This is a genomic window from Pseudoalteromonas sp. SG44-5, assembly GCF_014164175.1.
GTDB lineage: Bacteria > Pseudomonadota > Gammaproteobacteria > Enterobacterales > Alteromonadaceae > Pseudoalteromonas > Pseudoalteromonas nigrifaciens.
Map to the genome: position 1 here is coordinate 1 of NZ_JACJES010000007.1, position 25330 is coordinate 25330.

The 25330-nt window shown below is 39.4% G+C and carries 20 protein-coding genes; 6 read left to right on the forward strand and 14 right to left on the reverse strand.

From position 1 onward, the window contains the following. Positions 1–128 precede the first annotated feature (128 nt). The 4 genes from H5079_RS09475 to H5079_RS09490 form a co-directional block, all read right to left on the reverse strand. Positions 129–1322: an amino acid aminotransferase gene (locus H5079_RS09475; RefSeq protein ID WP_011327645.1), complete on the reverse strand. Its 1194-nt coding sequence runs from the start codon at positions 1320–1322 to the stop codon at positions 129–131. A 189-nt stretch (positions 1323–1511) separates the two neighbouring features. Then, the gene (locus H5079_RS09480) at positions 1512–2171 is read right to left on the reverse strand and encodes a GAF domain-containing protein (RefSeq protein WP_011327644.1); all 660 of its coding nucleotides are present in this window, start codon (positions 2169–2171) and stop codon (positions 1512–1514) included. A gap of 55 nt (positions 2172–2226) precedes the next feature. Beyond that, complete coding sequence (locus tag H5079_RS09485; RefSeq protein ID WP_182683957.1) at positions 2227–3876, reverse strand: fused response regulator/phosphatase; 1650 nt, start codon at positions 3874–3876, stop codon at positions 2227–2229. Beyond that, a complete protein-coding gene (locus tag H5079_RS09490; protein ID WP_011327642.1) occupies positions 3876–4181 on the reverse strand; it encodes an STAS domain-containing protein in 306 nt (101 codons plus the stop codon). The genes H5079_RS09485 and H5079_RS09490 overlap by 1 nt, the downstream gene beginning before the upstream one ends. A 130-nt stretch (positions 4182–4311) precedes the next feature. On the opposite strand from H5079_RS09490, the gene H5079_RS09495 reads away from it, so the two are divergent. After that, a complete protein-coding gene (locus tag H5079_RS09495; RefSeq protein WP_011327641.1) occupies positions 4312–4641 on the forward strand; it encodes a translation initiation factor in 330 nt (109 codons plus the stop codon). A gap of 15 nt (positions 4642–4656) precedes the next feature. On the opposite strand, the gene H5079_RS09500 is transcribed toward H5079_RS09495, so the two are convergent. Further along, the gene (locus tag H5079_RS09500) at positions 4657–7665 is read right to left on the reverse strand and encodes an EAL domain-containing protein (protein ID WP_182683958.1); all 3009 of its coding nucleotides are present in this window, start codon (positions 7663–7665) and stop codon (positions 4657–4659) included. Positions 7666–8104: 439 nt separating this feature from the next. Here H5079_RS09500 and H5079_RS09505 point away from each other — a divergent pair, with 439 nt between their 5' ends. Further along, complete coding sequence (locus tag H5079_RS09505) at positions 8105–9265, forward strand: chorismate mutase (protein WP_086997942.1); 1161 nt, start codon at positions 8105–8107, stop codon at positions 9263–9265. Between the two features lie 55 nt (positions 9266–9320). Here H5079_RS09505 and tyrA read toward each other — a convergent pair whose 3' ends face one another. Next, positions 9321–10454 carry a bifunctional chorismate mutase/prephenate dehydrogenase gene (gene tyrA, locus H5079_RS09510; RefSeq protein WP_041454671.1) on the reverse strand — a complete coding sequence of 378 codons (1134 nt, stop codon included), beginning with the start codon at positions 10452–10454 and terminating at the stop codon, positions 9321–9323. Positions 10455–10760: 306 nt separating this feature from the next. On the opposite strand from tyrA, the gene H5079_RS09515 reads away from it, so the two are divergent. Further along, positions 10761–11594: a mechanosensitive ion channel family protein gene (locus H5079_RS09515; protein WP_086995304.1), complete on the forward strand. Its 834-nt coding sequence runs from the start codon at positions 10761–10763 to the stop codon at positions 11592–11594. Positions 11595–12321: 727 nt separating this feature from the next. Here the strand turns inward: H5079_RS09515 and rplS are convergent. From rplS to ffh, 5 genes are all read right to left on the reverse strand, one after another. After that, positions 12322–12681 carry a 50S ribosomal protein L19 gene (rplS, locus tag H5079_RS09520; RefSeq protein ID WP_011327636.1) on the reverse strand — a complete coding sequence of 120 codons (360 nt, stop codon included), beginning with the start codon at positions 12679–12681 and terminating at the stop codon, positions 12322–12324. A 33-nt stretch (positions 12682–12714) separates the two neighbouring features. Continuing rightward, a complete protein-coding gene (gene trmD, locus H5079_RS09525) occupies positions 12715–13482 on the reverse strand; it encodes a tRNA (guanosine(37)-N1)-methyltransferase TrmD (RefSeq protein WP_011327635.1) in 768 nt (255 codons plus the stop codon). After that, the gene (gene rimM, locus H5079_RS09530) at positions 13482–14018 is read right to left on the reverse strand and encodes a ribosome maturation factor RimM (protein WP_011327634.1); all 537 of its coding nucleotides are present in this window, start codon (positions 14016–14018) and stop codon (positions 13482–13484) included. The genes trmD and rimM overlap by 1 nt, the downstream gene beginning before the upstream one ends. 17 nt (positions 14019–14035) lie before the next feature. Next, positions 14036–14284, reverse strand: coding sequence for a 30S ribosomal protein S16 (rpsP, locus tag H5079_RS09535; protein ID WP_011327633.1), 249 nt, complete (start codon positions 14282–14284; stop codon positions 14036–14038). A 261-nt stretch (positions 14285–14545) separates the two neighbouring features. Next, positions 14546–15925, reverse strand: coding sequence for a signal recognition particle protein (gene ffh, locus H5079_RS09540; RefSeq protein ID WP_011327632.1), 1380 nt, complete (start codon positions 15923–15925; stop codon positions 14546–14548). A 252-nt stretch (positions 15926–16177) separates the two neighbouring features. On the opposite strand from ffh, the gene H5079_RS09545 reads away from it, so the two are divergent. Both H5079_RS09545 and H5079_RS09550 read left to right on the forward strand, forming a co-directional pair. Then, positions 16178–16984, forward strand: coding sequence for an inner membrane protein YpjD (locus H5079_RS09545; protein WP_011327630.1), 807 nt, complete (start codon positions 16178–16180; stop codon positions 16982–16984). A 61-nt stretch (positions 16985–17045) separates the two neighbouring features. Continuing rightward, the gene (locus tag H5079_RS09550; protein WP_140391177.1) at positions 17046–18314 is read left to right on the forward strand and encodes an HlyC/CorC family transporter; all 1269 of its coding nucleotides are present in this window, start codon (positions 17046–17048) and stop codon (positions 18312–18314) included. Between the two features lie 59 nt (positions 18315–18373). Here the strand turns inward: H5079_RS09550 and H5079_RS09555 are convergent, their stop codons facing one another. Further along, entirely contained in the window at positions 18374–18985 is a 612-nt protein-coding gene (locus H5079_RS09555) for a hypothetical protein (protein WP_182683959.1), read from the reverse strand. 133 nt (positions 18986–19118) lie between these two features. Next, positions 19119–20696: a glutamate--cysteine ligase gene (gene gshA / locus H5079_RS09560; RefSeq protein ID WP_182683960.1), complete on the reverse strand. Its 1578-nt coding sequence runs from the start codon at positions 20694–20696 to the stop codon at positions 19119–19121. Between the two features lie 427 nt (positions 20697–21123). On the opposite strand from gshA, the gene H5079_RS09565 reads away from it, so the two are divergent. Further along, positions 21124–22671, forward strand: coding sequence for a PAS domain-containing methyl-accepting chemotaxis protein (locus H5079_RS09565; protein ID WP_179807233.1), 1548 nt, complete (start codon positions 21124–21126; stop codon positions 22669–22671). Positions 22672–22732: 61 nt separating this feature from the next. Here the strand turns inward: H5079_RS09565 and clpB are convergent, their stop codons facing one another. Then, positions 22733–25309: an ATP-dependent chaperone ClpB gene (gene clpB, locus H5079_RS09570; RefSeq protein WP_182678524.1), complete on the reverse strand. Its 2577-nt coding sequence runs from the start codon at positions 25307–25309 to the stop codon at positions 22733–22735. Positions 25310–25330: the final 21 nt, after the last annotated feature.

Genomic DNA, 25330 nt, shown 5'->3' on the forward strand with positions numbered 1-25330 from the left:
ATAGGCCAGCTATTGACGCGTAAATTCGCCTTGTTTTCACTGAAAACCTCTGGCTAGAGAAAATAAAATTAAATATAACGATGATTCAATATGTTAGTAAATCTCTTAACCAGAGTTCAGGTTAACTATTATGATTTACATACGTCGGCAACTGCATTTGCAAAGTATTCAATATTTGCATCACTCACGCCCGCTACGTTTACACGACTTGAGCCAACAATATAAATGCCGTACTCTTTTTGTAGGCGAGTAATTTGCTCTTTATTAATTCCTAAGAAAGAAAACATACCGTGCTGACGCTCAATAAACGAGAAGTCTTGCGCTATGTCTTTAGTCGCTAGTGTTTCTTTAATTTGTGTACGTAAACCATTTATACGGCTACGCATTTCATCAAGCTCTTGATGCCACATTTGCGTAAGCTCAGTGCTGCTTAAAATTGTATTTACAATGTCAGCACCATGCGCTGGCGGCATTGAATAAATACTACGTACAACACTAAGTAATACTGAGTTTGAAATATCAGCAGTTGCGCTGTCTTTTGCAATTAGTGAACACGCACCAATACGTTCGCGGTAAAGACCAAAGTTTTTAGAACATGAAGAACAAATAATTAACTCTTCAACTGCGTCAGCTAAAATACGTAAACCACGTGCATCTTCTTCTAGTGAAGAGCCAAAACCTTGGTATGCAATATCAACAAGCGGCGTAAAGCCCACTTCTTTTGCAAGCTCAGCAACTACCTTCCACTGTGCTTCGTTTAAATCCATACCACTTGGGTTATGACAACACGCATGTAGTAAAACCACATCGCCTTTAGGCACTTGCTTAAGTGTGTTGATCATCTCATCAAATAATAAGTCTTTATTTTCGTAATCGTAATAAGGGTATTCTTTTACTGTTAAGCCCGCTGCTTCAAATAAGCTAATATGATTAGCCCATGTTGGCGTAGTTACCCACACTGTTGCTTTTGGATTACAACGCATAATAAATTCAGCAGCAACACGTAATGCCCCAGTACCACCTGGCGCTTGCGCCGTACGTACACGGTTAGCTAGTAATGTTTTGTGCTCACCTAATAGTAAGCTTTCCATTTTTTGACAGTAATCTAAATTACCCGCTAAACCAATATAAGATTTGCTGGTTTCATTTTCTAAACGAAACGCTTCTGCTTTTTTTACCGCTTTAAGTACCGGTGTATTGCCTAGCTCATCTTTATAGACACCCACACCTAAATCAATTTTATTAGGGTTAGTATCTTGCTTATAGGCCGCCATAAGGCCAAGAATAGGATCTGTGGGTAATGGTTTTAATACTGAGAACATTGACTATCTCTTATCATTATTTAGGGGGTTGGTGTGAGCTTAAGCTTATCATAAAAACACGCTAGGTTGACTAGTGTTATTGGTACAAAAAAGTGAGGAATTTTAATACAGCATGCCATTAATACAGTTAATACCTTGTGCATGCAAAAAATCATTATTAAAAACCTCAACATAGTCTATTTTTGTTATTTAAACTAAAAATTGAGGAATTTTAATACAGCATGCAATTAGGACTGCGAGTACTTTTTCATCAAAAAAATCATTATGAAACGCCTCAGCATCAATAATTCCTACGCATTCACCACTCCTATTAAATAAAGGTAAGCACACCTCAGACTTAACCTTTGGGTCGCAAGTATAATACTCCCCTCCTTGGCTTAAGTATTGCTCAACATTATTAATAATACGGCCCGTTTTAGAGAGCGCAACTTGCACGTTGTTACTGCCCGCGGCAAAATCGGCTGTAAGCGGAAAAAGCGGCCTACTTGGCGCGCCATGATAAGCTAACTTTAAAAGCTGTTTACCCTGTGCAGTATCGTGAGTTTGATAAATACCATACCAATCAACCCCAGTTTGCTGCTGTATGTAGTTTACAATAGCCTGTAAGTTAGCAAGCTTAGTGTGCGTTTGCTCATTGTTAGTTACGTAAGCAGTTAACTTAAACGGTTCATCTTGCAGATAACCAAATAAACTACATGCTCCGCCCTCACCTAACTGTGGAATTTGATAATGCCAGCGAACTTCAGGCAAGCTAGTGCTTACAAGTGCTTGCTCAAGCGCTGTTAGCTCTGCTGAAATTAAACGGGTGTCTGCACTGAGTTGTGCTTGTTGTAAATAGGAATTAATCATTTGGCCATCCATACTTCTATAGTGTGCAAATATTAGCATGGATTTTTTTACAGTGCTAGCTCAACTTATAACACATTTCAACTTGGTTCCCACTGCTGTTATAAGTCACTCTCTGTGCTATTTCGTCAAGCAGTGACAGCCCGCGACCAAACTCAGCTGCGTCATTAAATAGGGTATCTTGCTGGTGAGTGTACCCGCAGCCGCTGTCGCAAATAATAAAGTATAAGTTCAAGCTATCAGGGCAGTAACTTACCTCTATAGAGAGTTTTGCATTACTAAGTTCTGCAAGTTTTTTTGCGCGCAATTCATAATATTTAAAAAAGCCATCATCTTGAGTTTTTAATTGTGAGTCTAATTTAAGTACACCATGATCAAGCGCATTATTGTATGCCTCCGATAGGAGTAAAAATATATTCGCTCTATGTGCTTTTAAGCCACTAATACTGCTGAGCATATTTACTAAATCATAAACCGGATCGGTGTTTTTTATTTGCTTCGAATCTAAACTCAATGACATATTAAACGCTAATTTAGAAAATGCCTCTCTGGGTTCCGGCTTTACACTTAGTGGTAAACAATTGAGTAACACTATGCTTATATCGTCTTGTTGTTTAGTACCATCAGCAAACTGACTTACGCTATTAACGATGTTTTCGCTGCTGATCATCGGGTTCATTTTTAAGGTTTCGATAAAGCGTTGTTCACTAAAAAAAACACCTTGTTTATTCGGTGTTTCAATTATGCCATCGGTTGCAAGTACAAGCCGTGTTTGCTCATTTACTTCAAAGTGAATAACCTCATGTTCAAACTCTTGATTGTTTAATATACCCAATGCCATATGTTGCGATTCTAGCGTTTTTTTAAGGTTACCTTGCTTATCTATTAAGTAAGTATCGGGAAGCCCGCCTAGCCATGCCGATATACTTTTACCAGATACACTTAGCTCTATAATAGTTGCAGCGCAAAACATATGTCCGGGCAGTAAATTGTATAATAATAAGTTTAATTCGCGGGCAATGTCGTGTAACGCCATACCTTTTTTAACCATAGTGTAAAACACACGCGATGCTGGTAAAGCGCCTATTGCCGCCGCTAAACCATGACCGGTAAAATCACCCAACATGCAATATAAATTACCTATAGGACTTTGCGCGACTAAAAACATATCGCCGTTAAACATGGTGGCAGGCGATAAATTAAAATCGAGGTGGGTTTTAAATTGATCTTGATTTTCGAGGGAGTTATTAAAAATATGCTCAATAATTTCATACTCTCGCTCACGCTGATTTTGATGCTCCTCAAGTAATATTTTTTGCTGGTTAGCCTTTTTACTTAATTCACGGGTCCTGCAGTGGGCTTTAATTTTGGCGTGTAAAATTACTTTTTCGAACGGCTTTTGAATAAAGTCATCACCGCCAACCGCTAAACAACGCTCAAAGCTGGCGTGATCATCCAGTGCCGTAATAAAAATAATAGGTAAATGAATATCGTTAAAGCGTTGTTTTATTATTTTTGCCGTTTCAAAGCCATCCATAATAGGCATTACTACATCAAGTAGCACAATATCAATTGGGGTTTGCGCGAGTATCTTTAGAGCGGCAACACCATTATACGCCAAAGAAACTGTATAGCCTTCTTGTGTTAATAGCCTTTGCAGTAATATTCGGTTAAGGGCTTGATCATCAACAACTAAAATATGCATCATTAGTTAATATCAAACTTCTTATCAAACCGAGATATTTGTAATATTTTTTTTAATTGTGGTTGGCAGTTGCTGATCTCAAATTTATTGACCTGTGTATCTATGCTTTTTTGCATATTTAGCAGCATACCTAATGCTGAGCTGTCCATGTAATCGGTTTCCCTTAGGTCGATAATTACTTTAGTAATGCTTTTGTCTATTTGCGCATACGCTTGGCGAAAAGATTGCACTAAATTAAAGTCAAACTTACCCTTTATATGTATTGTTAACGTAGCTGCATCGGCCGATATACTTTTAGTTAAACTCATATTATGTCCTATTAATATTCTTTGAATCAAATATAACTGTTTAAAACTAATTAGCAAAAATAAAAACATCAATACACAAATTTGCTATTATTTACGCCATTGTTTGATTCAATTTTTGTATAGGGTAATGATGAGCGATAGTCACTTAGTATATTCAACACAAACGGGGCGAATAGAGCAACCAAAACCAGAGAAAGAAGTTGCAGGTAAACTATTTAAAGACGGGTTTGTGCGTATTGAGCGCCAAACAAAAGGACGCAAAGGCAAAGGCGTTATGCTGGTAGTTGGAGTCGATCCTAAAGAGCATGATTTAAAAAAATTAGCTAAAACACTTAAAAGTAAAATGGGCCAAGGCGGCGCAGTAAAAGACGGTCTTATTGAAGTACAAGGTGATGATCGCGATAAACTAAAAGCTATTTTAGAAAGCTTAACCTTTAAAGTAAAAATTGCGGGTGGTTAAACCCGCAATTTAATTTTATTTTTCGTCCTTCGCCATTTGCTCCAATCGTTCAAAAAGCATGGGTAAATCGCGCTCTGCAATTGGCGGGCTAAAGTAATACCCTTGCACTATAAAGCAATTGTTATTTTTCAAAAACTCTACTTGCTCAACGGTTTCTACCCCTTCGGCAACCACATCGAGTTTTAGCTTTTGCGCCATGGCTATAATTGCCGCTGTTATTGCCATATCATTATTATCATCTGGAATATCTTTTATAAATGAGCGATCAATTTTAAGAATATCCACCGGAAAACGTTTCAAGTAACTTAATGAAGAGTAACCAGTACCAAAGTCATCTATAGAAATAGAAACCCCGAGTCCCTTTAATTCATGTAGTTGTGCTATAGCAGCTTCTACATTGCCCATCAGCATACTTTCGGTTAATTCTAAATGTAGGCTTTTAGCCGACACCTGTGTACTGGCTATTATTTTTTTCAGTGTAGGTAATAAGCTGGCATCTTTAAACTGTCTGGCCGATAAGTTAATCGCAATATTACTCGCTCTACCTTGGCGCTCTAACTTAACTGCAAAATTACATGCTTGGTGTAATACCCACTCTCCCAGTTCAACAATTAAACCGGTAGCTTCTGCAATAGGTATAAATTTAGTGGGTGCAATCGCCCCTTCTGTTGGATGAAACCAGCGTAACAATGCTTCGTAACCCACTATAAGCTGAGTGCGGCTATCAATCTGCGGCTGATAATAAACCGTGAGTTGTTTATCTTTTATCGCTTGGCGTAGCTCGTTTTCAATAAACAAGCGTTCATTTGCAGCAGTATTGAGCTCTTGGCTATAAAAATGAAAGGTGTTACGCCCTTTTGCTTTTGCTTCATACATGGCTAAGTCGGCATGCTTTAACAGTTGGTCTTCTTCTTGGCTGTCGTATGGGGCCATAGTAATGCCTATACTGGCACTAATAATAACTTCGTTACTGCCAAGTTGAATAGGCTCATTAAGGGTTTTTTGAATCGTATTTGCCACTTGAGTTGCATGCTCTTGATGCTCAATGCCACTGAGTAATATAGCAAACTCATCACCGCCTAAACGCGCAATAGTATCCTCTGCTCTTAGGCGTTGCTTTAATCTATTTGCAACTTCAACGAGTAATTGATCGCCTGAATTATGGCCTAAGGTATCGTTAATACGTTTAAATTCATCTAAATCAAAATAAAACAATGCAAAGGCATAATGCCCGCGTTCAGCGAGCGCCATCGATTTACGCAGCTGCATTCTAAAAAATGTTCGATTAGCAAGTCCTGTTAAAGTATCAAAATAAGCAAGCTGTTCCATTTTACGCTGGCTTTCTTTAACAAACGAAATATCCTGCGCAGAGGCTACGTAACTGGTAATTGTTCCGTCATCTTCGCGAATAGGTGAAATACTTAAAGAAACCCAAATAGGCGCTTTATTATTGCTTTCAATTAAGGTGTCGCCACGCCAACAATTACGACTGCGTAAATCAACATCTATATCATCAATTAATATAGCCATTTCGCTTGCAATAATGCTTAATAAAGGCGCTCGATTAAAATGTTCCTCTGAAAAGCTGGTCATTTCAAGCATTTTAGGGTTTACGTATTCAATGACAAAGTTTTTATCGGTGATCACCACACCAGTACCAGAAAACGCCACGGCTTTGGATAGTCGCCTGGCTGCTTTTTCTGCAATTTCTTTTTCAATAATACGCTGGTTAAGCCCATCTATTAGCTTTCTAATTTCAATGGTCATGTCTTTAAATGAGCCGTTGAGAGTGCCTATTTCATCTTTGTTTTCTTTTGGAAATTCTATTTGTAACTGGCCTTGACCAAAGTTTGTAACGGCATAAACCAAAGAATGTATACGCCTAAGTACTAGCTGATAAAGTGCTTGATGTAAGAGTAAGGCGACTAAAATGGCATAGAGTATAAATAGCCCAAAAAACTTCATCTTTAAATCTGCTAATGCTGAGAATGTTGAAGAACGTTTTTTATATACCCCTACATACCAATCTAAGCCATCTATTTTATGAATATTAATAATATGCGCTTCATTATTTAATTTGAATGAGTCGGCATATTCAGACCGTTGCATTTTAATCGCATCATCTACAATTACTTGTAATGTGGGATCAATAAAGTCCTCAGGGAGTAGTTTTTTACCTGCTTTACCATATTGTGCATAACTTGATTGGGTTAAATTGGGGTGCGCTAATAACTGCCCTTGGCTGTCAAATACCACTAACTGTTTTTCTTTTCCGCCAATTGGCAATTGCGATATTAATGTTTTTAGCGCGATGTCACTGCCAGTAACACCTAAAAACTCACCCTCTTTATAAATAGGAACCGTTAAGCTAATAGCCCATTTATGCCATATAGTATCGTAATAAACTTTAGACCAAACAGGCCTATGTTGAGGATTAGTAAGCGCCTTAGCGTAATTAAAGCGCGTACTTTGTGTAAATGTATAATTAGCTGGCGCATTTAAAGCCTCGTTAGGCGGCGCTATGCGAATAAAGTTATCTTTAGTAATAAGGTAAAAATTAAAAAAATCTTGAGTTAGTGGTGGCGATATAATTTTCCAGAGCGTTTCAGAGTCTGATATTAATTGTTTATAAAAAGGTGTATAGCTAGTTTGTGGGATAAATGCAGCCGAAAGCCCATCAGTAGAGGCACTGCGTATCGTACCGTCATTATTTAATTGCAGTGTATTTACTTTATTACTTATTAACGATGACTGATCACTAAATAGCTGCTCACCCACAACTATATTTGCTTGCTGAGCAACTTTAATTTTAGTGTTTAGTAAGTTTTTGAATTGTTTTATAAGTAATTCGTTAGATTCTTTTAATACTTCATGCTCTTCAAAAACCAGTTGTTTTTCTTCAGATTTGAGCATTAACGCGGCCGCACACACTCCAGCAATTAAACATATTGCAGAAATCAACAATGACAACTTGACGCTAAGTGAGTTTATCCCGAAACGAGATGGGGGGCGTCGATACACCACAGGCTAACCTTTTTATTATTAATAATTATTATTATTTGAACCAGTAATTGAAATATACCAGATCCAAGATCATATTTATAAATTATTTGTAAACTATATAAAAAAAACAAAGGGAACAAGACAAATTTATGCAACAATCACGGCCTATTACAAGTAAATCCAACACAGTTAACCTTGAAAATAGCCACTAGTGATAGATTTATTTTTCAGAGCTTAAGTTATTTAACAAAAGCGCTGTTGACATTAACAGTAACTCTCCATACATTATCATCATGAACATTACTTACGCAGTTACTTTTTTTTCGTTTTTTAGCTTCTTTATATAGAAGAGGCTGAACTGTTTGTGAGATAAAATCAATCGAATAGCAAAGCCTCCCAACCGGGAGGCTTTTTTGTTTTTGCTGTATGAACAGCATACTTTTGGAATGAGGAAAGCCAAATGAGCAATGATGTACTAAATACACTTCGACACGATATAAATGAGATAGATTCTGATTTACTGGTTTTACTAGCCAAACGACGTCGTATTAGCCATGGTGTGGTGGAATATAAAATAGCGAACAATAAACCGATTCGTGATGAAGCCCGTGAATTAGCACTTCTAGAAAAGCTGATAGGTTATGGGAAATCGTTAGGGTTAGACGCCTATTACGTAAATAATGTTTTTCAAACTATTTTAGAAGACTCTGTATTGCATCAACAAGCTATGCTGCAAAAAAACCTTAACCCAGATGCGTTAAGCGAAACCCATCGTGTTACGTATTTAGGTGGGCAAGGCTCATACAGCCAGTTGGCCTGTCATAAATACTTTAGCCGTCGCCCAGGTAAGTTAGTTGAAATAGGCTGTAGCTCGTTTGACGAAATTACCGGTAAAGTAGAAAACGGCCAAGCCGATTTTGGTTTGCTGCCTATTGAAAACACCAGTTCAGGCAGTATCAACGAAGTATTTGATTTACTACAACATGCACAAGTGTCTATTGTTGGTGAAGTAACGCACAGTGTTGAACATTGTTTACTTGCCAACCCAGATACTGAGCTTAGCCAACTTACAAAAATATTTGCTCACCCGCAACCGTTTGCTCAATGTAGCCGCTTTTTACAAGGCCTTGGTGAGCTGCAACACGAAACCTGCGACTCAACTTCAAGTGCCCTGCAATCAGCACTAAATACGCCAAATAGTGCCGCTATTGGCTCTGCCCAAGCAGGTAAAAATGTAGGCCTAGAAGTGATTAAATCTAACTTAGCAAACCAAAGCGAAAACCACAGCCGCTTTATTGTTGTAGCGCGTAAGCCATTACAGGTATCAAAGCAAATACCCACTAAAACCAGTTTAATTATGGCCACTAAACAGCAGGCTGGTTCACTTGCCGATGCATTAATGATTTTTAAACAACATAAAATTAATTTGGTTAAGTTAGAGTCTCGCCCTATGCCGGGTAACCCATGGGAAGAAGTATTTTACGTCGACTTAGAAGCGAACCTTGCCGACAGCCAAGTAAAAAATGCATTAGAGGAGCTAAAAGAATACACTCAGTATGTACGTATTTTAGGCTGCTATCAAAGCGAAACGCTCCAAGCTGTGAGTGTAAATACGCAATAACGCGCAGCTTATAATGTAAAAAGGGCTTAATTAAGCCCTTTTTTGTTTTTCTGTTTTAATCTAGCACTTTTGCGTCATTCGCTTTATTTAACAGGCTGCGACTTTGGGTTAAAAAGTGCGCTGTCGAATCTGAAAAATAAGCTTTTGCATCAGCAAAGGCATCAATAAGCGCGGGCTTATCTCCTGCTTTTAACTTTTTAAGTGTGTCTGCAAAAGTCTGTTGATACTGCGCCAGTAAGCTCTCTACGTTATCAAATTGCGCTAACATAATATCTGAATATAACTCTGGCGATTGCGCAAATAAGCGCCCAACCATCATTAACTCTAATTGATAGATAGGTGATGAACAGCTACGTAACTCCGCTAATGTATGGCTTTGTTTTGCTAAAAACTGCCCATATACAAAGGTGGTTAAATGGCGCATTACCTGAATTATTTGCATTGCTTCGTCATGTTTTTTCGCATCAAGTTCAACTAGCTGGCAACCCCACACTTGCAACTGTGCTAACAAGCCCTGTGCAACATCGTGGTCACGCCCTTCACACACCACCACTGTTTGCTTAACCCAGTGCGAAATATCTGGGCCAAACATAGGATGCAGCCCTACAACTGGGCCGCTATGCGCTGCTTTTAGTGCTTTAATTGGCGCTTGCTTAACCGATGTTATATCTACCAATAAACAGCCTTCATCTAACTTAGGTAGTTCAGCAACTACAGTTTCTAACGCATTAATAGGTACGCTTAATAGTACTAATTTAGCGCCTTTTAAAATTGCTGCAGCGTTTACTTGATCTTGCTTATCAAGGGTTTTCACTTCGTAACCAGAGCGCTGAAATTGCTTAGCAAATAATTGCCCCATAGCACCTTGCCCACCCACAATAACAATGGGTGATAAATGCGGTGCAGCACATGCAAGTTTGGCTTGCTGATTCTGATACGCTTCGCGCATCATACGCCTAAGAATATCTTCAACTAACTCTGGGCTTACTCCCTGATTAATTGCTTCTTGGCGCCTTGCAGCTAATAAATCAGCTTCACGATCGGGTGCATGAAGTGGCGCACCAGTTTGCTGCTTTATTGCGCCAATTTTTTGAGTAAGCGAATTACGCCTTGCCAGCAGTGCCACCAACTGTGTATCACACTCATCAATACCCACTCTTAACTGGGCTAAATCATTTATATCCGCCACTTGCATACCACCTTAAAAAGCAAAAACGCCAACTTAAGTTTACATTAAAGTAAACTAATCAATACGATAAATACTAACAGGATCAATAGCCTGATAAAAGACTAAATAAGTAAAAGGTTAAATTGAAAAACAATACTTTGAGAAGCAACGAATACCTTTAAAGTAAATATTAATTATTTACCCTAAAAGCCGCAGTCAATAAAAGTAAATTAGCAAGCTAAAAAGCCTGCATTTGTTGCATAGTAGAGTTATCACGTTTATTCTTATATTATTCATATAGTAATTAAAATAAACAGGATCCATAAAATGGAAGAAGTTTTAGGAACAGATGTAGACGCTTCACAATTAATAGACCAAGCCATATCACTCGTTATGACTTACGCACCAAAATTTGTGCTCGCTATTATTACTTTACTGGTTGGCCTATGGCTGATCAACCGCTTTGTTAAGGTTTTAGATAACCGACTAGGCAAAAAAGATCCAACACTAAACAAGTTTTTATGTGGCTTAATTAGCGCTGTAGTGAAAATTATGCTGCTTATTTCGGTGGCCTCTATGGTAGGTATCGAAACCACCTCATTCATCGCGGTGATTGGTGCTGCAGGCCTGGCAATAGGTCTTGCACTGCAAGGCAGTCTAGCTAATTTTGCTGGCGGTGTGCTGTTGCTAATTTTTAAACCGTTCAAGGTTGGCGATACTATCGAAGCACAGGGCTTTATGGGCGCAGTCGTCGAAATTCAAATTTTATACACGGTAGTAGATACCTTCGATAACCGCCGCATTGTTATTCCAAACGGTAGCCTATCGAATGCGACACTAGTGAACGTAAGTATTTATGACAAACGCCGCTGTGATATGACCTTTGGAATTTCGTATAACGACGACATAGATACGGCAAAAGCTATCTTAAAACGCCTGTTTGAAGAAGACGAGCGCTCTTTAACAGATCCGGCACCACGTATTTGTGTTGCCAGCCTTGGCGATAACTCAGTTAATTTAATGTTTCGCGCTTGGGTTGCAACAGGTGACTTATGGCCTTACTACTGGGATATGCAAGAAAAAGTGAAAAAAGCGTTTGATAAAGAAGGTATTTCTATTCCTTTCCCACAACGCGATGTACATGTTCATAACGTTAAGTAATTTGTATTGTGCATAGGTTCAACTAGCCTAATAACTTAGTCGCGGTAAGGTCGTATAAAGCGCCCTTACCGCAATCCTTACTGCCCATCCAATACCCCTTCAAGTTATACCTAGTTACACATGGCTCCACTTTTTGAGCTATTTTCATCACCCTACTTCCTTAAATAACCTGAGCTCCGGATAATAAACTTATCTCAAGCAGCTATTTTCAGCGCTAACTGCGTTGAATTTTCTTGCAAGAGGCCAGCTATTGACGCGTAAATTCGCCTTGTTTTCACTGAAAACCTCTGGCTAGAGAAAATAAAATTAAATATAACTATGATTCAATACGTTAGTAAATCTCTTAACCAGAGTTCAAGGTTAAATACTATAATTCATCTGCCAAATTTTTATTTTCTGTGCTTTATTTGGCTTAGGTATATTTAGCTTAAGTTTTGCTTGAGCAAAGTTATGCTCATACTGGCGTTAATTGGGTTATTACGTATTCTGCGGGTAAGTTGAAAAGGTGTTTAAAACACATATTGATAAAAATTTATCGAGGTGCACTTTGTGTTTAGCAATAAAGGAAGCCTAACTATACTGGTGAATATTACGACAGTGAGACTCCTAGTCCGACAGCTGTGGTTTAAGCTTTAGTATTTAGCCTGAAATTTTATGTTATAGAAACCAAAACGGGTTGCAACCCGAAGGATGCAACCCGTTTTTTTGCGTTGATAAACAGCGCGTATTAGTTAAGTTTTTCTCTAATACGTGCAGATTTACCAGAACGCTCACGTAGATAGTAAAGCTTAGCACGACGAACTGCACCGCGACGCTTAACTGTTACGCTATCAATAAGAGGGCTGTGCGTTTGGAATACACGCTCAACGCCTTCACCGTTCGAAATTTTACGAACTGTGAATGCTGAGTGAAGACCACGATTACGCTTAGCGATTACAACACCTTCAAAGGCCTGTAGACGCTCTTTAGCACCTTCTTTTACTTTTACCTGTACAACTACTGTATCACCAGCGCCGAATGCAGGTACGTCTGTTTTAAGCTGCTCATCTTCAAGCGCTTTAATAATATTTTGGTTTACTTTTGCCATTATGTTTCTCACTTTCCTAGGTGTAACTGTCTTCTAGCCACAAGCTTTTTGGTACTCTTGCTGAAATTTCGCGAGTAATACCGCTTGCTCCTCAGTCAGAGCTAGGTTATGCAACAAGTCAGGACGGCGTAGCCAAGTTCTGCCTAATGACTGCATAAGCCGCCATTTTGCTATCTCTTGGTGGTTTCCGCTGAGCAATACAGCAGGCACCTGTTTGTCGTCCAATGTTTCTGGCCGTGTATAGTGAGGACAATCTAACAAGCCATCCGAAAATGAGTCTTGTTCTGCTGATTGGTTATGACCTAATACGCCAGGCACTAATCGCGCTACTGCGTCAATTAATGTCATGGCTGGTAATTCACCACCACTCAAAATAAAATCACCAATTGACCATTCTTCGTCAACGTATGACTCTATTATTCTCTCATCTATACCTTCATAGCGACCGGCAATCAAAATCAGTTTTTTAGAGCTTGCGAGTTCGCTAGCTCCTTGCTGATCTAGTTTGCGCCCTTGTGGGGACATATAAATTACTTTAGCACCATCACCTGCAGCTTTTTTAGCCTCGGCAATCGCTTTTTTTAATGGCTCAACCATCATTAACATACCTGGTCCGCCCCCGTAAGGACGATCGTCCACGGTTCTATGCTTATCTAAAGCGTAGTCTCGCGGATTCCAGCAGTTAAAATCAATTAAGCCACTTTTTACTGCGCGACCGGTAACACCCTGGTCTGTAATAGCGTCAAACATGTCAGGAAAAAGGCTTATCACCCCTACCCATAATGAACTCGTTTGCGTCATTAAAACCCTGGATCCCAGTCTACGGTAATTTCTCTTGCGTCGTGTTTAACTTCGATAATAACTGTATCAGTTAAAAACGGAATTAAACGCTCTGCTTGACCAAATGCGTCTTTACTGTTTGCTTTAACAACCAGTACGTCATTTGACCCTGTCTCCATTAGGTCATCAACAATGCCTAAATCGTAACCTTTATCAGTTACAACCGACATGCCAATGAGATCTCGCCAATAGAACTCACCTTGCGGGAGTTCTGGTAATTGCGCTGAATCCATTGAGATTTCTGCGTGGGTATAAGCCACTGCTTCGTCTCGATCGTTTACTTGCGCAAATTTAGCGATAAAGCCTTTGTTGTGGCGACGCCAGTCGACCACTTCTAAGGTCTGCCATTTACCTTGCTGCCCTATCAACCACGGGCTGAAATCGAAGATCCCTGCGGGATCATCAGTAAATGAATGTACCTTAAGCCAGCCCTTTATACCATACGGGGCACCGAGCTTTCCTACGACAATTATTGATGAGGTGTTCTCTTGACTCATGGTTACACTTACGCCTATTAAGCCGCTTTACGAGCGTCTTTTACTAACTTAGCTACGCGATCTGAAAGAGACGCGCCCTGACCTACCCAGTGTTCAACACGTGGTAAATCTAAACGAATTTTTTCTTCTTGACCTGCAGCAATTGGGTTAAAAAAGCCTACTTTCTCGATGAAGCGACCGTCACGCGAGAAACGGCTATCCGCAACCACAATTTGATAGAAAGGGCGTTTTTTAGCGCCACCACGTTGCAAACGAATAGTTACCATACCGTCCTCTATAAAGATTGACTGTTTTCATTAATAAGATTTACTCCCCAGAATGGGGAGCTGGGGAATTGTACGAGTTTTTAGCAACAATGCAAGTAAGAAGTGATGCTAAAAGCCAGATTAGTAGGTTAAAGCGTGATCCCAACTTTAAATTAGCGTTAATAACGTTTAGCACGCATAATTTATTCAACAAAAAAGGAGCTATTTGCTCCTTTTTATATATTTTACATCGTTACGTTTAAGCTAACGCTAAACTCAACTTTAAAATTTAGGGCCACCGCCACCCATCATTCCCGGCGGTAACATACCTTTCATGCCGCGCATCATTTTGGTCATGCCGCCTTTGCCTTTCATTTTTTTCATCATTTTTTGCATTTGGGTAAACTGTTTTAGCAGTTTATTAATTTCTTGTACTTGCGTACCAGAACCTGCTGCAATGCGTTTTTTACGTGACCCTTTAATGATTTCTGGGCGGGCGCGCTCTTTTTTTGTCATTGAGCTAATAATGGCTTCCATTTGAATGAAGGTTTTATCGCCCATTTGGCCTTTAACAGCATCGGGTAAGTTAGACATACCTGGCAATTTATCTAGCATCGACATCATGCCGCCCATGTTTTTCATTTGCTTAAGTTGATCCGCAAAGTCATCAAGGGTAAAACCAGCGCCTTTAAATACTTTTTCAGCGACTCTGGCAGCTTGCTCTTTATCTACTTTCATTTCGACTTCTTCGATCAATGAAAGTACATCACCCATGCCTAGAATACGTGACGCTATGCGGTCAGGGTGGAAAGGCTCAAGTGCATCAATGCGCTCACCCACACCCATAAATTTAATTGGCTTGCCAGTGATGTGACGAATAGATAAAGCAGCACCACCACGCGCATCACCATCGGTTTTTGTTAATATAACACCGGTAAGTGGCAGGGCTTCGTCAAATGCTTTAGCTGTATTTGCCGCATCTTGACCTGTCATTGCATCTACAACAAACAAGGTTTCGATTGGGTTAATTGCTTTGTGAAGATTTTTAATCTCATCCATCATGTCGCTATCAACATGCAGTCGACCTGCAGTATCGACTAATACCACATCAATAAATTTCTTTTTCGCATGAGAAATAGCTGCGGTTGCTATATCAACCGGCTTTTGCGAAATATCACTTGGGAAAAAATCAACACCAACTTCAGCAGCGAGCGTTTCTAGTTGCTTAATTGCTGCAGGACGGTATACATCGGCACTTACTACAAGTACTGATTTTTTCTTGCGCTCTTTTAAAAACTTAGCCAGTTTAGCAACACTGGTGGTTTTACCAGCACCTTGCAAACCCGCCATCATAACAACAGCAGGGGGTTGTGCATTTAGGCTTAGCTCTTCGTTGGCTTCACCCATGGCTTTTTCGAGTTCTTCACGTACTATTTTTACAAATACTTGGCCTGGGCTTAAGCTTTTTGTAACTTCAACACCTACCGCACGCTCTTTAACTTGTTTTACAAAATCGCGAACAACGGGCAACGCCACATCGGCTTCTAAAAATGCCATGCGCACTTCACGAAGAGTGTCTTTAATATTCTCTTCTGTTAGGCGGCCACGGCCACTAATGTTTTTTAAGGTTTTACCTAATCGTTCTTGGAGATTCTCAAACATATTACGGTTCCGATAAGACGTTTATACCAACCCAATTAAAGCGCCTTTAACTCTGTGCGCTGTATTAATAGAATTAATATTATTAAATTTCAATTAAAAGCAGTATACCGTAAATGGTGTCTTACAATACAGTGTTCAAGTGCAGCTTGTTGAGTTTCTTTTTTTAAGGTCTATGCATTTGCTTTGCTATAAAATACAATGGCTATATAACAATCATTAATTATTTGACTCAAATTAAGTGGCCCAAGCACAATGCTGATTATTAGCTTAACTATTATTGCCAGTTTATTTTATGTGTTAGCAACGTCTTACGTGCTCTCACGGTTGTTTCATCAACAAGGCCCTAGCCAAAAGCTAACTATTATATTGAGTACTGTGGCTATTTTGGCGCACATGCTGTTGTTAGTAAATTCGGTTTTTAGAGCAGACGGACAAGATTTAAGTATTGTCAATGTGGCGCTTTTAACCTGCTGGGTTATTGTGATTTCTGTCACTACGGTATCGTTAAAGTTTCCGGCGACCTTATTATTGCCGGTCGTGTACGGCTTTGCTGCACTACTAACTATGGCAAGCTTGTTTATACCACACCATATTTTACTGCAAAGTATTGATGTTGATGTGGGCTTAGTAACCCATATTTCGTTATCATTACTCGCTTACTGTATTTTAATTATTGCTACTTTATATGGCGTACAATTTTACTTTATTGATAAGCGCTTAAAGCGTAAAGATTTAGCTATTGTACACAGCCATTTACCACCACTAATGGTGGTTGAACGCCAACTGTATCAATTGGTTAACTTAGGTACTATATTACTCACTTTGGCACTATTGTCGGGATTTGTATTTCTCGATGGTATGTTCGCTACTCAATTTATCCATAAAACGATATTATCGCTTGTTGCATGGTGTATTTTTGCTGTGATTGCGCTTGGCCATATGAAAAAAGGCTGGCGTGGTAAACCTGTGGTTATTGCTATTATGGTTGCTGCTTTTATTCTTACACTGGCTTATTTTGGCAGTCGTTTTATACAAGAAGTTATTCTAAATAAATTTTAACTTGACTCTACTAACTCACTCTAGCCTAATACACGCTAGTTTATAATAAAAGGATCCATCGTTGGACGCCATATCGACCAGTACCTTGTTTATCATTTTAGGTTTTTTGGTACTTTTTTCTGCTTATTTTTCTGGCTCAGAAACCGGAATTATGTCAATCAATCGTATACGCCTGCGACATCTCACCAAAGAGAATCATCGCGCTGCTAAACGTGTCAGTAAATTACTTAGTCGTCCGGATAGGCTCATTGGTTTAATTTTAATCGGCAATAATTTAGTTAATATTGCCGCTGCACAAGTTGCTACTATTATTGGTATTCGTTTATACGGTGATTTAGGTATTGCTGTGGCAACAGGTGCGTTAACCTTAGTAGTGCTTATTTTTGCAGAAATAACCCCAAAAACACTTGCTGCTCTCTACCCTGAAAAAGTTGCCTTCCCAAGTTCTGTTGTGCTTAAAGGATTACTAAAAATCCTTTTCCCATTTGTCGTTGTTATTAACTGGCTAACCAACGGCATATTGCGGTTATTTGGTATTAGTGCGGCACAAATAGATGAGCACAGCATGAGTAAAGAAGAGCTAAAATCAGTACTTAATGAGTCTGGTGCACTTATTCCTGCGCGTCACCAAAGCATGTTGACCTCAATTTTAGATTTAGAACAAGTAACCGTTGAAGATATTATGATCCCACGTAACGAAATTGTGGCCATAGATATTAACGATGAATGGAAACTTATTAGCCGCCAACTGACTCATGCACAACATACGCGTGTATTGTTATATAGAGATAACATAGATGACGCGGTGGGGTTTATTCATTCGCGTGATGCGCTTAGGTTACTTACAAAAGAGCAATTTGATAAACCATCGTTGCTACGCGCTGTACGTGAAATTTATTTCATACCTGAAGGCACATCACTAAATACGCAGCTATTAAAGTTTCAGCAATCTAAAGAGCGTATTGGCTTGGTGGTAGATGAGTATGGCGACATTCAAGGTTTAGTTACCCTAGAGGATATACTTGAGGAAGTGGTAGGCGATTTTACCACCACCCAAACTCGTACGCCAAGCGAAGAAGTAACCACACAAACCGATGGCTCGTGCATTGTAGATGGCGGTGCTAACGTGCGCGACTTAAATAAAGAAATGGGCTGGGAGTTTCCACTCGACGGGCCTAAAACACTCAGCGGCTTAATAGTTGAGTATTTAGAAAACATTCCTGATGCCAATTTAAGTTTGCGTATTGCCGGCTACCCTATTGAAGTACTTGAAGTAAAAGAAAACATGATAAAGCTGGTTAAAATACAGCCGAAAAAACGTAAAAAATAAACTAAAAAAGGAGCCAATTGGCTCCTTTTTTGTAGGCTAAATAAATACAACAGATGTTATTAGCCAAAAAACAAACGCTCTAACCACCCTTTATTTAAATCTGCTTCACAACGCTTTAACTGCGCACCATAACGGCTCGCACGGTGTTTTACTTTATTAGCCACACCCATTAACCATTTTTTCTTTTTGTAAGTACCGCGTTTGTAACCGCCCCACCCTTCGTGATAATTAAGATACTGACCGTAGGCATCCCATTTAGATACGCCGTTTATTTTATGGGTTTTATAAGCAAACCAGCCCATAAAGTCGATAGCATCATCAAAGTCGTCTCTATCGGCGCCACTATTCTTACTTTCACGAATATAATCAGACCAGGTCATCGTTTTTGCTTGTGAGTAGCCATAAGCAGAGCTTGCTCTACCGGTAGGAATAATCCATAAGAAATACTGCATTGGTGGAGCTGCGTCATGTTTAAACGAGCTTTCTTGGTACATCATGCTCATAAGTACGTGCTTGGGAGCGCCCCATTTTTCTTGAGCATCTTTGGCACCAAAGTACCAACTTCTTTTTTCTTCAAAAATTTTACAAATATCATCAGGCTGCTTTGGTGGAGCGGTGGCACAACCGGCTAAACTAAACGCTAATGATAAAACAACTACATTTTTTTTCATTTGGTTTATCTCGCTGAACTTTTGCAAAAATCAGTAGTCTGATTTTAACAATGCAGCAGAGCAGCATTGTTTCTTCCCTAAAATAATTACGCAGCTACCTTGAGCTGCGTTTTTTTTGCTTAAAACTAACTATTTATTTAGGATCAAAATAAGCATTTAAAAATGCGGTAAATGATACTGAGTCACTTTGCTCAATAGCACGCTGAGCGTCGTTAGAGCGTGTAACTTGCTCCTCTAACCATTGCTTTGAAAACACTTGATAGTCTGCAGTTTGATGGCTTTGCTTATACTTTTCAGCAATTGCTAGCGCATAATGGCCGTTATCTAGCCCTGAAGCTTCTAACTCAGCTACATAACGCCCAGAATATGTAAGTCCTGGGTTATTAATCCAAGTTGCCATGCGCTCAATAGTACTTGAATAATAACTAACGCCGTAGGCAGTATCCATGTATTTTGCCACTTCACTTAATTGCGAAAATATATCTTCACCCCAAGATTGAAGGGTACGCGGTTGATTAAAGTAATTAAGTTCAAGGCCTTTTTCTCGCCCTTTATTTACTACTGTATCAAGATTTTCTGTGCTGCGTGTTTGCTCTTCCCAATCCATTGCCGGTGAGCTTTTTAATAAACAATACGTTAAAAACACATCTAAAAAGTGGAACTGCTCTATATCTATGCCCACTTCACTAAATGGATTAACATCTAATGCGCGAATTTCGACATATTCAATACCGGCTCTAAGTAGTGCATCTGTTGGTGTTTCACCGTTTTTAGCATTACGTTTAGGGCGAATTGGCGAATAAAATTCGTTTTCTATTTGCAGAATATTCTTATTTAACTGTTTTGGATTTTCGCTGGTGTAATCGTCAAGGTTGCCGTAAATATCTGAAGGTGTGTTAATTGATTTTTTCAAACCAGCTACATATTCATCTAACGAGTTATACATTACACGCAGTGATGATTGTGCGCTATTGGTGTAACCTAAGTTACCTAAGCGCAGCGCAGTGCCTACTTCTAAATACAGGGTGCCTTTACCTAGCTTTTTAAATGGTAAATCGGTTTTTCTACCCTGTAAAAACGAACTACATAACGCAGGTGATGCACCAAATAAATAACTGATCAGCCATAATTCACGTTTAAAATTACGAATAAGCGCTAAGTAACCATCAGATATAAAATTCTCTAAACTAAGGTCGCTATTTTTTAGCGTATGTAATGACTGCCACAATGAATCTGGAAACGAAATATTAAAATGCACACCAGCAATAGCTTGCATCATACTGCCGTAACGGTTTTTTAACCCTTCACGGTAAAGCGTTTTCATTTGCCCTACATTTGAACTGCCAAATTGCGCAATAACTATGTCGTCTTGATGTTCAATAAAGCACGGCATACTAATAGGCCAAAGTAATTCGTCACCCATTTTTTCTAGGGTAAACTTTTGTAAGTCTTTTAATTGCTGCAGCGTTTGTGTGGACGATTCACTAACTGGGGTAATAAATTCAAGTAACGACTCTGAAAAATCGGTCGTAATTTGGCCATTGGTAAGCGCACTGCCCACCCCTTCTGGGTGTTTTTGTGCAGAGATAACGCCATCACTTTTAATTCTTAGTGACTCACGCTCAATACCACGTTTTATTCCGTTAATTGCATGTTTATGCTGCGTTACTGAAAGAGCGTCAAGCGCGTTTGTTAGATCATGTGTTGCCAAAAAATACTTCCTCGAGCCAAGTGGCTTAATCATAAGGTTATGGGGTCTAATTACCTATACTCAAGATAAATACTAAGAAAAAATACTATTTATAGTTCTATTGTATCTGCTTTGCTTTAAACACGCTTTATTTAACGCCATAAACGATAATCTTGCCATTGCTATACAAAATATACAATTGCTTTGCACTATTATTTATCTTATCAAAACAAAAACTAACCGTACTAAAGTAAATAATTAGCTAACTATTAGCCGTATTAGTCCCATACTGGTATGTTATATATAGCTTATATAACTTTAATCTTGATTTAGATCATAAATACAGGCAATAAATAAACTGAGTGACCTTCATAATGGGATTACCCTACTACCGCTTTATATAAGCAAGTATAATAGTAAGTATTACAAAGGATGATTAAAGAATAATATGCGTCGTAATCAAAGCTTAATAAATGAAGAAGTGACCTTCGAAGAACAACAAGAACTGGTATCAACAACTGATTTGCGCGGAGTGATCACTTACGCTAATCAAGCATTTTGTACTATAGCCGGGTATGATATAGCAGAACTTACTGGTAAAAATCATAGTATAGTGCGCCACCCTGACATGCCAAAAGCTGCATTTAAAGAAATGTGGGAAACATTAAAGCAAGGCCACTCTTGGCGCGGCGCAGTTAAAAACCGTTGTAAAGATGGCCGCTATTACTGGGTTGATGCATTTGTAACTCCTATTTTTGAGCACAGCCAGTTAATTGGTTATCAATCTGTAAGAACCAAATTAAGCCCACAGTTAAAACGCCGTGCAGAACTATTTTACAGTAAAGTAAATGCTAAAAAGTCATTCTTTAATTGGCGCGAACGCACAAGTTTAAGACAAAGCTTAAGTGTATTTGCTTTATTATGTTGGTTAGTTGCAACTGCTGTATGGGCTTCATTTGCTATTGCACTAATTAGCTTAGTGGTTTGCTTAGTTATACTTGCTTTAAATTATGATGAGCTAATAACAACGCCAAGAATATTAAAGCAGCAAAAACAACAGGCCGATTCTATATCTCGTTATATATATAGTGGCCGACACCCTCACAGTATTAGTGATTACAGAGAGCAAATGCTAAGCGCTAAATTACGCACTGTACTGGGGCGTATGAAAGACTCTACCTTAAGCTTTAATGATATTGCTTTAAATTTAGATCAACAGTCAACGCTCACAGAGCAAGGCATTTCATCGCAAGGCTCGCAGCTTGAGCAAATAGCATCTGCAATGGCGCAAATGAGTTCGACTATAGGTGAAATATCAAGTAACACCTGCACCACTGCCGATAAAGTAAGTGTTACTTATCAAAGTTGCTCCGATATAAAAGTACACATTGCCGATAATAATGCCATGGTTTCTGATTTAGCCGTTCAGGTAGAGCAAGCAGCAACAACCGCTAACAGCCTAGCTTCAGAAGCCGATAAAATTGGCCAAGTAATGAGTGAAATTGAAGGTATTGCCGAGCAAACTAACTTACTTGCGCTAAATGCTGCCATAGAAGCTGCAAGAGCAGGTGAGCATGGCCGTGGTTTTGCTGTAGTTGCCGATGAAGTAAGAGCGCTTTCATCAAGAACACAAAATGCCACTGCGCAAATTCACAGCTCAATAAAGGAAATTCAAGACACCTTGTTTAGCTGGTCAAAAATAATGCAAAACACGAAGCAACAAGCCGACAGTTGTGTAAATACTACAACGCAAACACAGCAAGAGCTTGATAGCATTTTCACTCAAATTAGCGAAATAGCGCAACTCGCTACTGGTATTTCGGCTGCTGCAGAAGAACAACAAGTAGTGAGCCACGACATAGGTACTAATGTAGAGCAGATTAAAAACTTAGGTGATGATAATTTAAACTTAAGTTTTAATGTTGCCAGGGGCGCTGCTGAGTTAGTTGAAGGCTCAAGAAAGATCAACGACTTACTGCTTACTTTTAAAATTTAATTGTCAGCACAAATAAAAAAGCCGCTATGTTAGCGGCTTTTTCGTTTTTACTTTATAACGCTTAACGGCTTGAAAACACTAAACCGTCGTCATTTGCATCAATTACAACAACACTGCCTGGCATATAATCACCATTGAGTAATTTTTGTGCTAATGGATTTTCAATCGTTTGTTGAATAGCTCGTTTTAACGGACGCGCACCATAAACCGGATCAAAACCACTTGCGGCAATACGATCTAAAGCAGCGTCGCTTATTTCGAGTAAATAACCCATTTGCGTTAAACGCTCTCGTAATTTGCTCAACTGAATGTCAGCAATCTCTTTAATGTGCTCGTTAGCCAGTGGGTGGAAAACAACGGTTTCATCAATACGGTTAATAAACTCAGGTCTAAACTCATTGATTAATACATTCATTACTTTTTCTTTCAAAGTAACGTAATCGTTATTACCCGCTTGCTCTTGAATTATATCTGAGCCTAAGTTTGAGGTCATGATGATAACGGTATTTTTAAAATCAACCGTGCGTCCTTGACCGTCGGTTAAACGTCCATCATCTAAAACCTGTAGCAAAATATTAAACACATCTGGGTGTGCTTTTTCTATTTCGTCCAATAAAATAACTGAGTAAGGTTTACGACGCACGGCTTCGGTTAAATACCCGCCCTCTTCGTAGCCAACATACCCAGGAGGCGCACCAACTAAACGTGCTACTGAATGTTTTTCCATAAACTCAGACATATCAATACGCACCATGGCACTTTCGGTGTCGAACATATAGCCGGCGAGTGCTTTGGTTAATTCTGTTTTACCGACCCCGGTTGGGCCTAAAAACAAAAACGAGCCAATCGGGCGATTAGGATCGGCAAGCCCTGCACGTGAGCGGCGAATAGCATTAGCTACCGCTACAACGGCTTCATCTTGTCCGATTACTTTTTCATGTAGCTTTTCTTCCATCTGCAATAGTTTTTCTCGCTCACCTTGTAGCATCCGCGATACTGGAATACCGGTCCAACGTGAGAGTATTTCGGCTATTTCATCTTCGCCCACTTGATTTTTTAGCAAGGTCATTTCTTGCATTTCTGCTTGCGATGCTAAATCAAGTTTACGCTCAAGCTCTGGTATGCGGCCATATTGTAGCTCCGACATACGCTGTAAATCGCTGGCTCTTCGAGCTACATCTAAATCAAGTCGTGCTTGTTCTAGCTCAGCTTTAATAACTTGAGTACCTTGTAAAGATGCTTTTTCGGCAGTCCATATTTCATCAAGCTCATTGTACTCTCCTTCAAGCTCGGTGATCAGCTCTTGCATTTCAGTACGGCGTTTTAAACTTGCTTCGTCTTTTTCTTTGGCGAGTGCGTTATCTTCAAGTTTTAATTGAATAATACGGCGCTCTAACTTATCTAATGACTCTGGTTTTGAATCTATTTGTAAACGAATAGAAGAGCCCGCTTCATCTATTAGGTCAATTGCTTTATCGGGTAATTGACGGTCACTAATATAACGATGCGATAATTGCGCAGCAGCAACGATAGCAGGATCGGTAATTTCAACAGAGTGATGCAGCTCGTAGCGCTCTTTTAGGCCTCGTAATATAGCAATAGTATCCTCAACCGAAGGCTCCTCTACTAATACCTTTTGAAAGCGACGCTCAAGGGCGGCGTCTTTTTCAATGTATTTACGATATTCATCAAGAGTGGTGGCACCTACGCAATGTAATTCGCCACGGGCAAGTGCCGGTTTTAGCATATTGCCTGCATCCATTGCGCCATCACTTTTACCTGCGCCTACAATTGTGTGTATTTCATCAATAAATAAAATCACTTGGCCTTCTTCTTTAGCCAGTTCATTTAATACTGATTTTAATCGCTCTTCAAATTCGCCGCGGTATTTAGCACCGGCCACCAGCGCGCCTAAATCAAGCGAAAGTACCCGCTTGTTTTTTAATCCCTCTGGTACTTCACCATTAATAATACGCTGTGCTAAACCTTCGGCAATCGCAGTTTTACCTACACCGGGTTCACCTATTAATACTGGGTTGTTTTTAGTTCGGCGTTGTAAAACTTGAATTGTTCGGCGAATTTCATCATCTCGACCAATAACCGGATCAAGCTTACCTTGCTCTGCACGTTCGGTTAAATCTATGGTGTATTTTTCAAGTGCTTGGCGTGTTTCTTCGGCATTTGGATCATCAACCTTTTGCCCACCACGCACTGCATTAATGGCCGTTTCTATTTTGTCGGAGGTGATATTTAAGGTTTTAAAAATATTACCCAGCGGGCCTTTATCGTCGCAAGCAGCTAATACAAACAGTTCGCTAGAAATATATTTATCTTTACGCTTTTGCGCATACTTATCGCATAAGTTGATCAAGGATATAGTGTTGTTCGATAGCTGCACATCGCCGCCTACGCCTTCCACTTTAAATAGTTTTTCTATTTCTTGGGAAAGCTTAGTATTAAGCTCGTCAGCACTAACACCTGCTTGTGCTAATAACGCGCGCACGCTAGAACCGCTTTGCTTTAACAAAGCATACATTAAGTGTACCGGCTCAATAAATTGATGATCGCGGCCAAGGGCTAAAGATTGCGCATCAGAAAGCGCAGACTGAAATTTACTGGTAAATCTATCTAAACGCATTGGGGTTACCTATTATTAAAT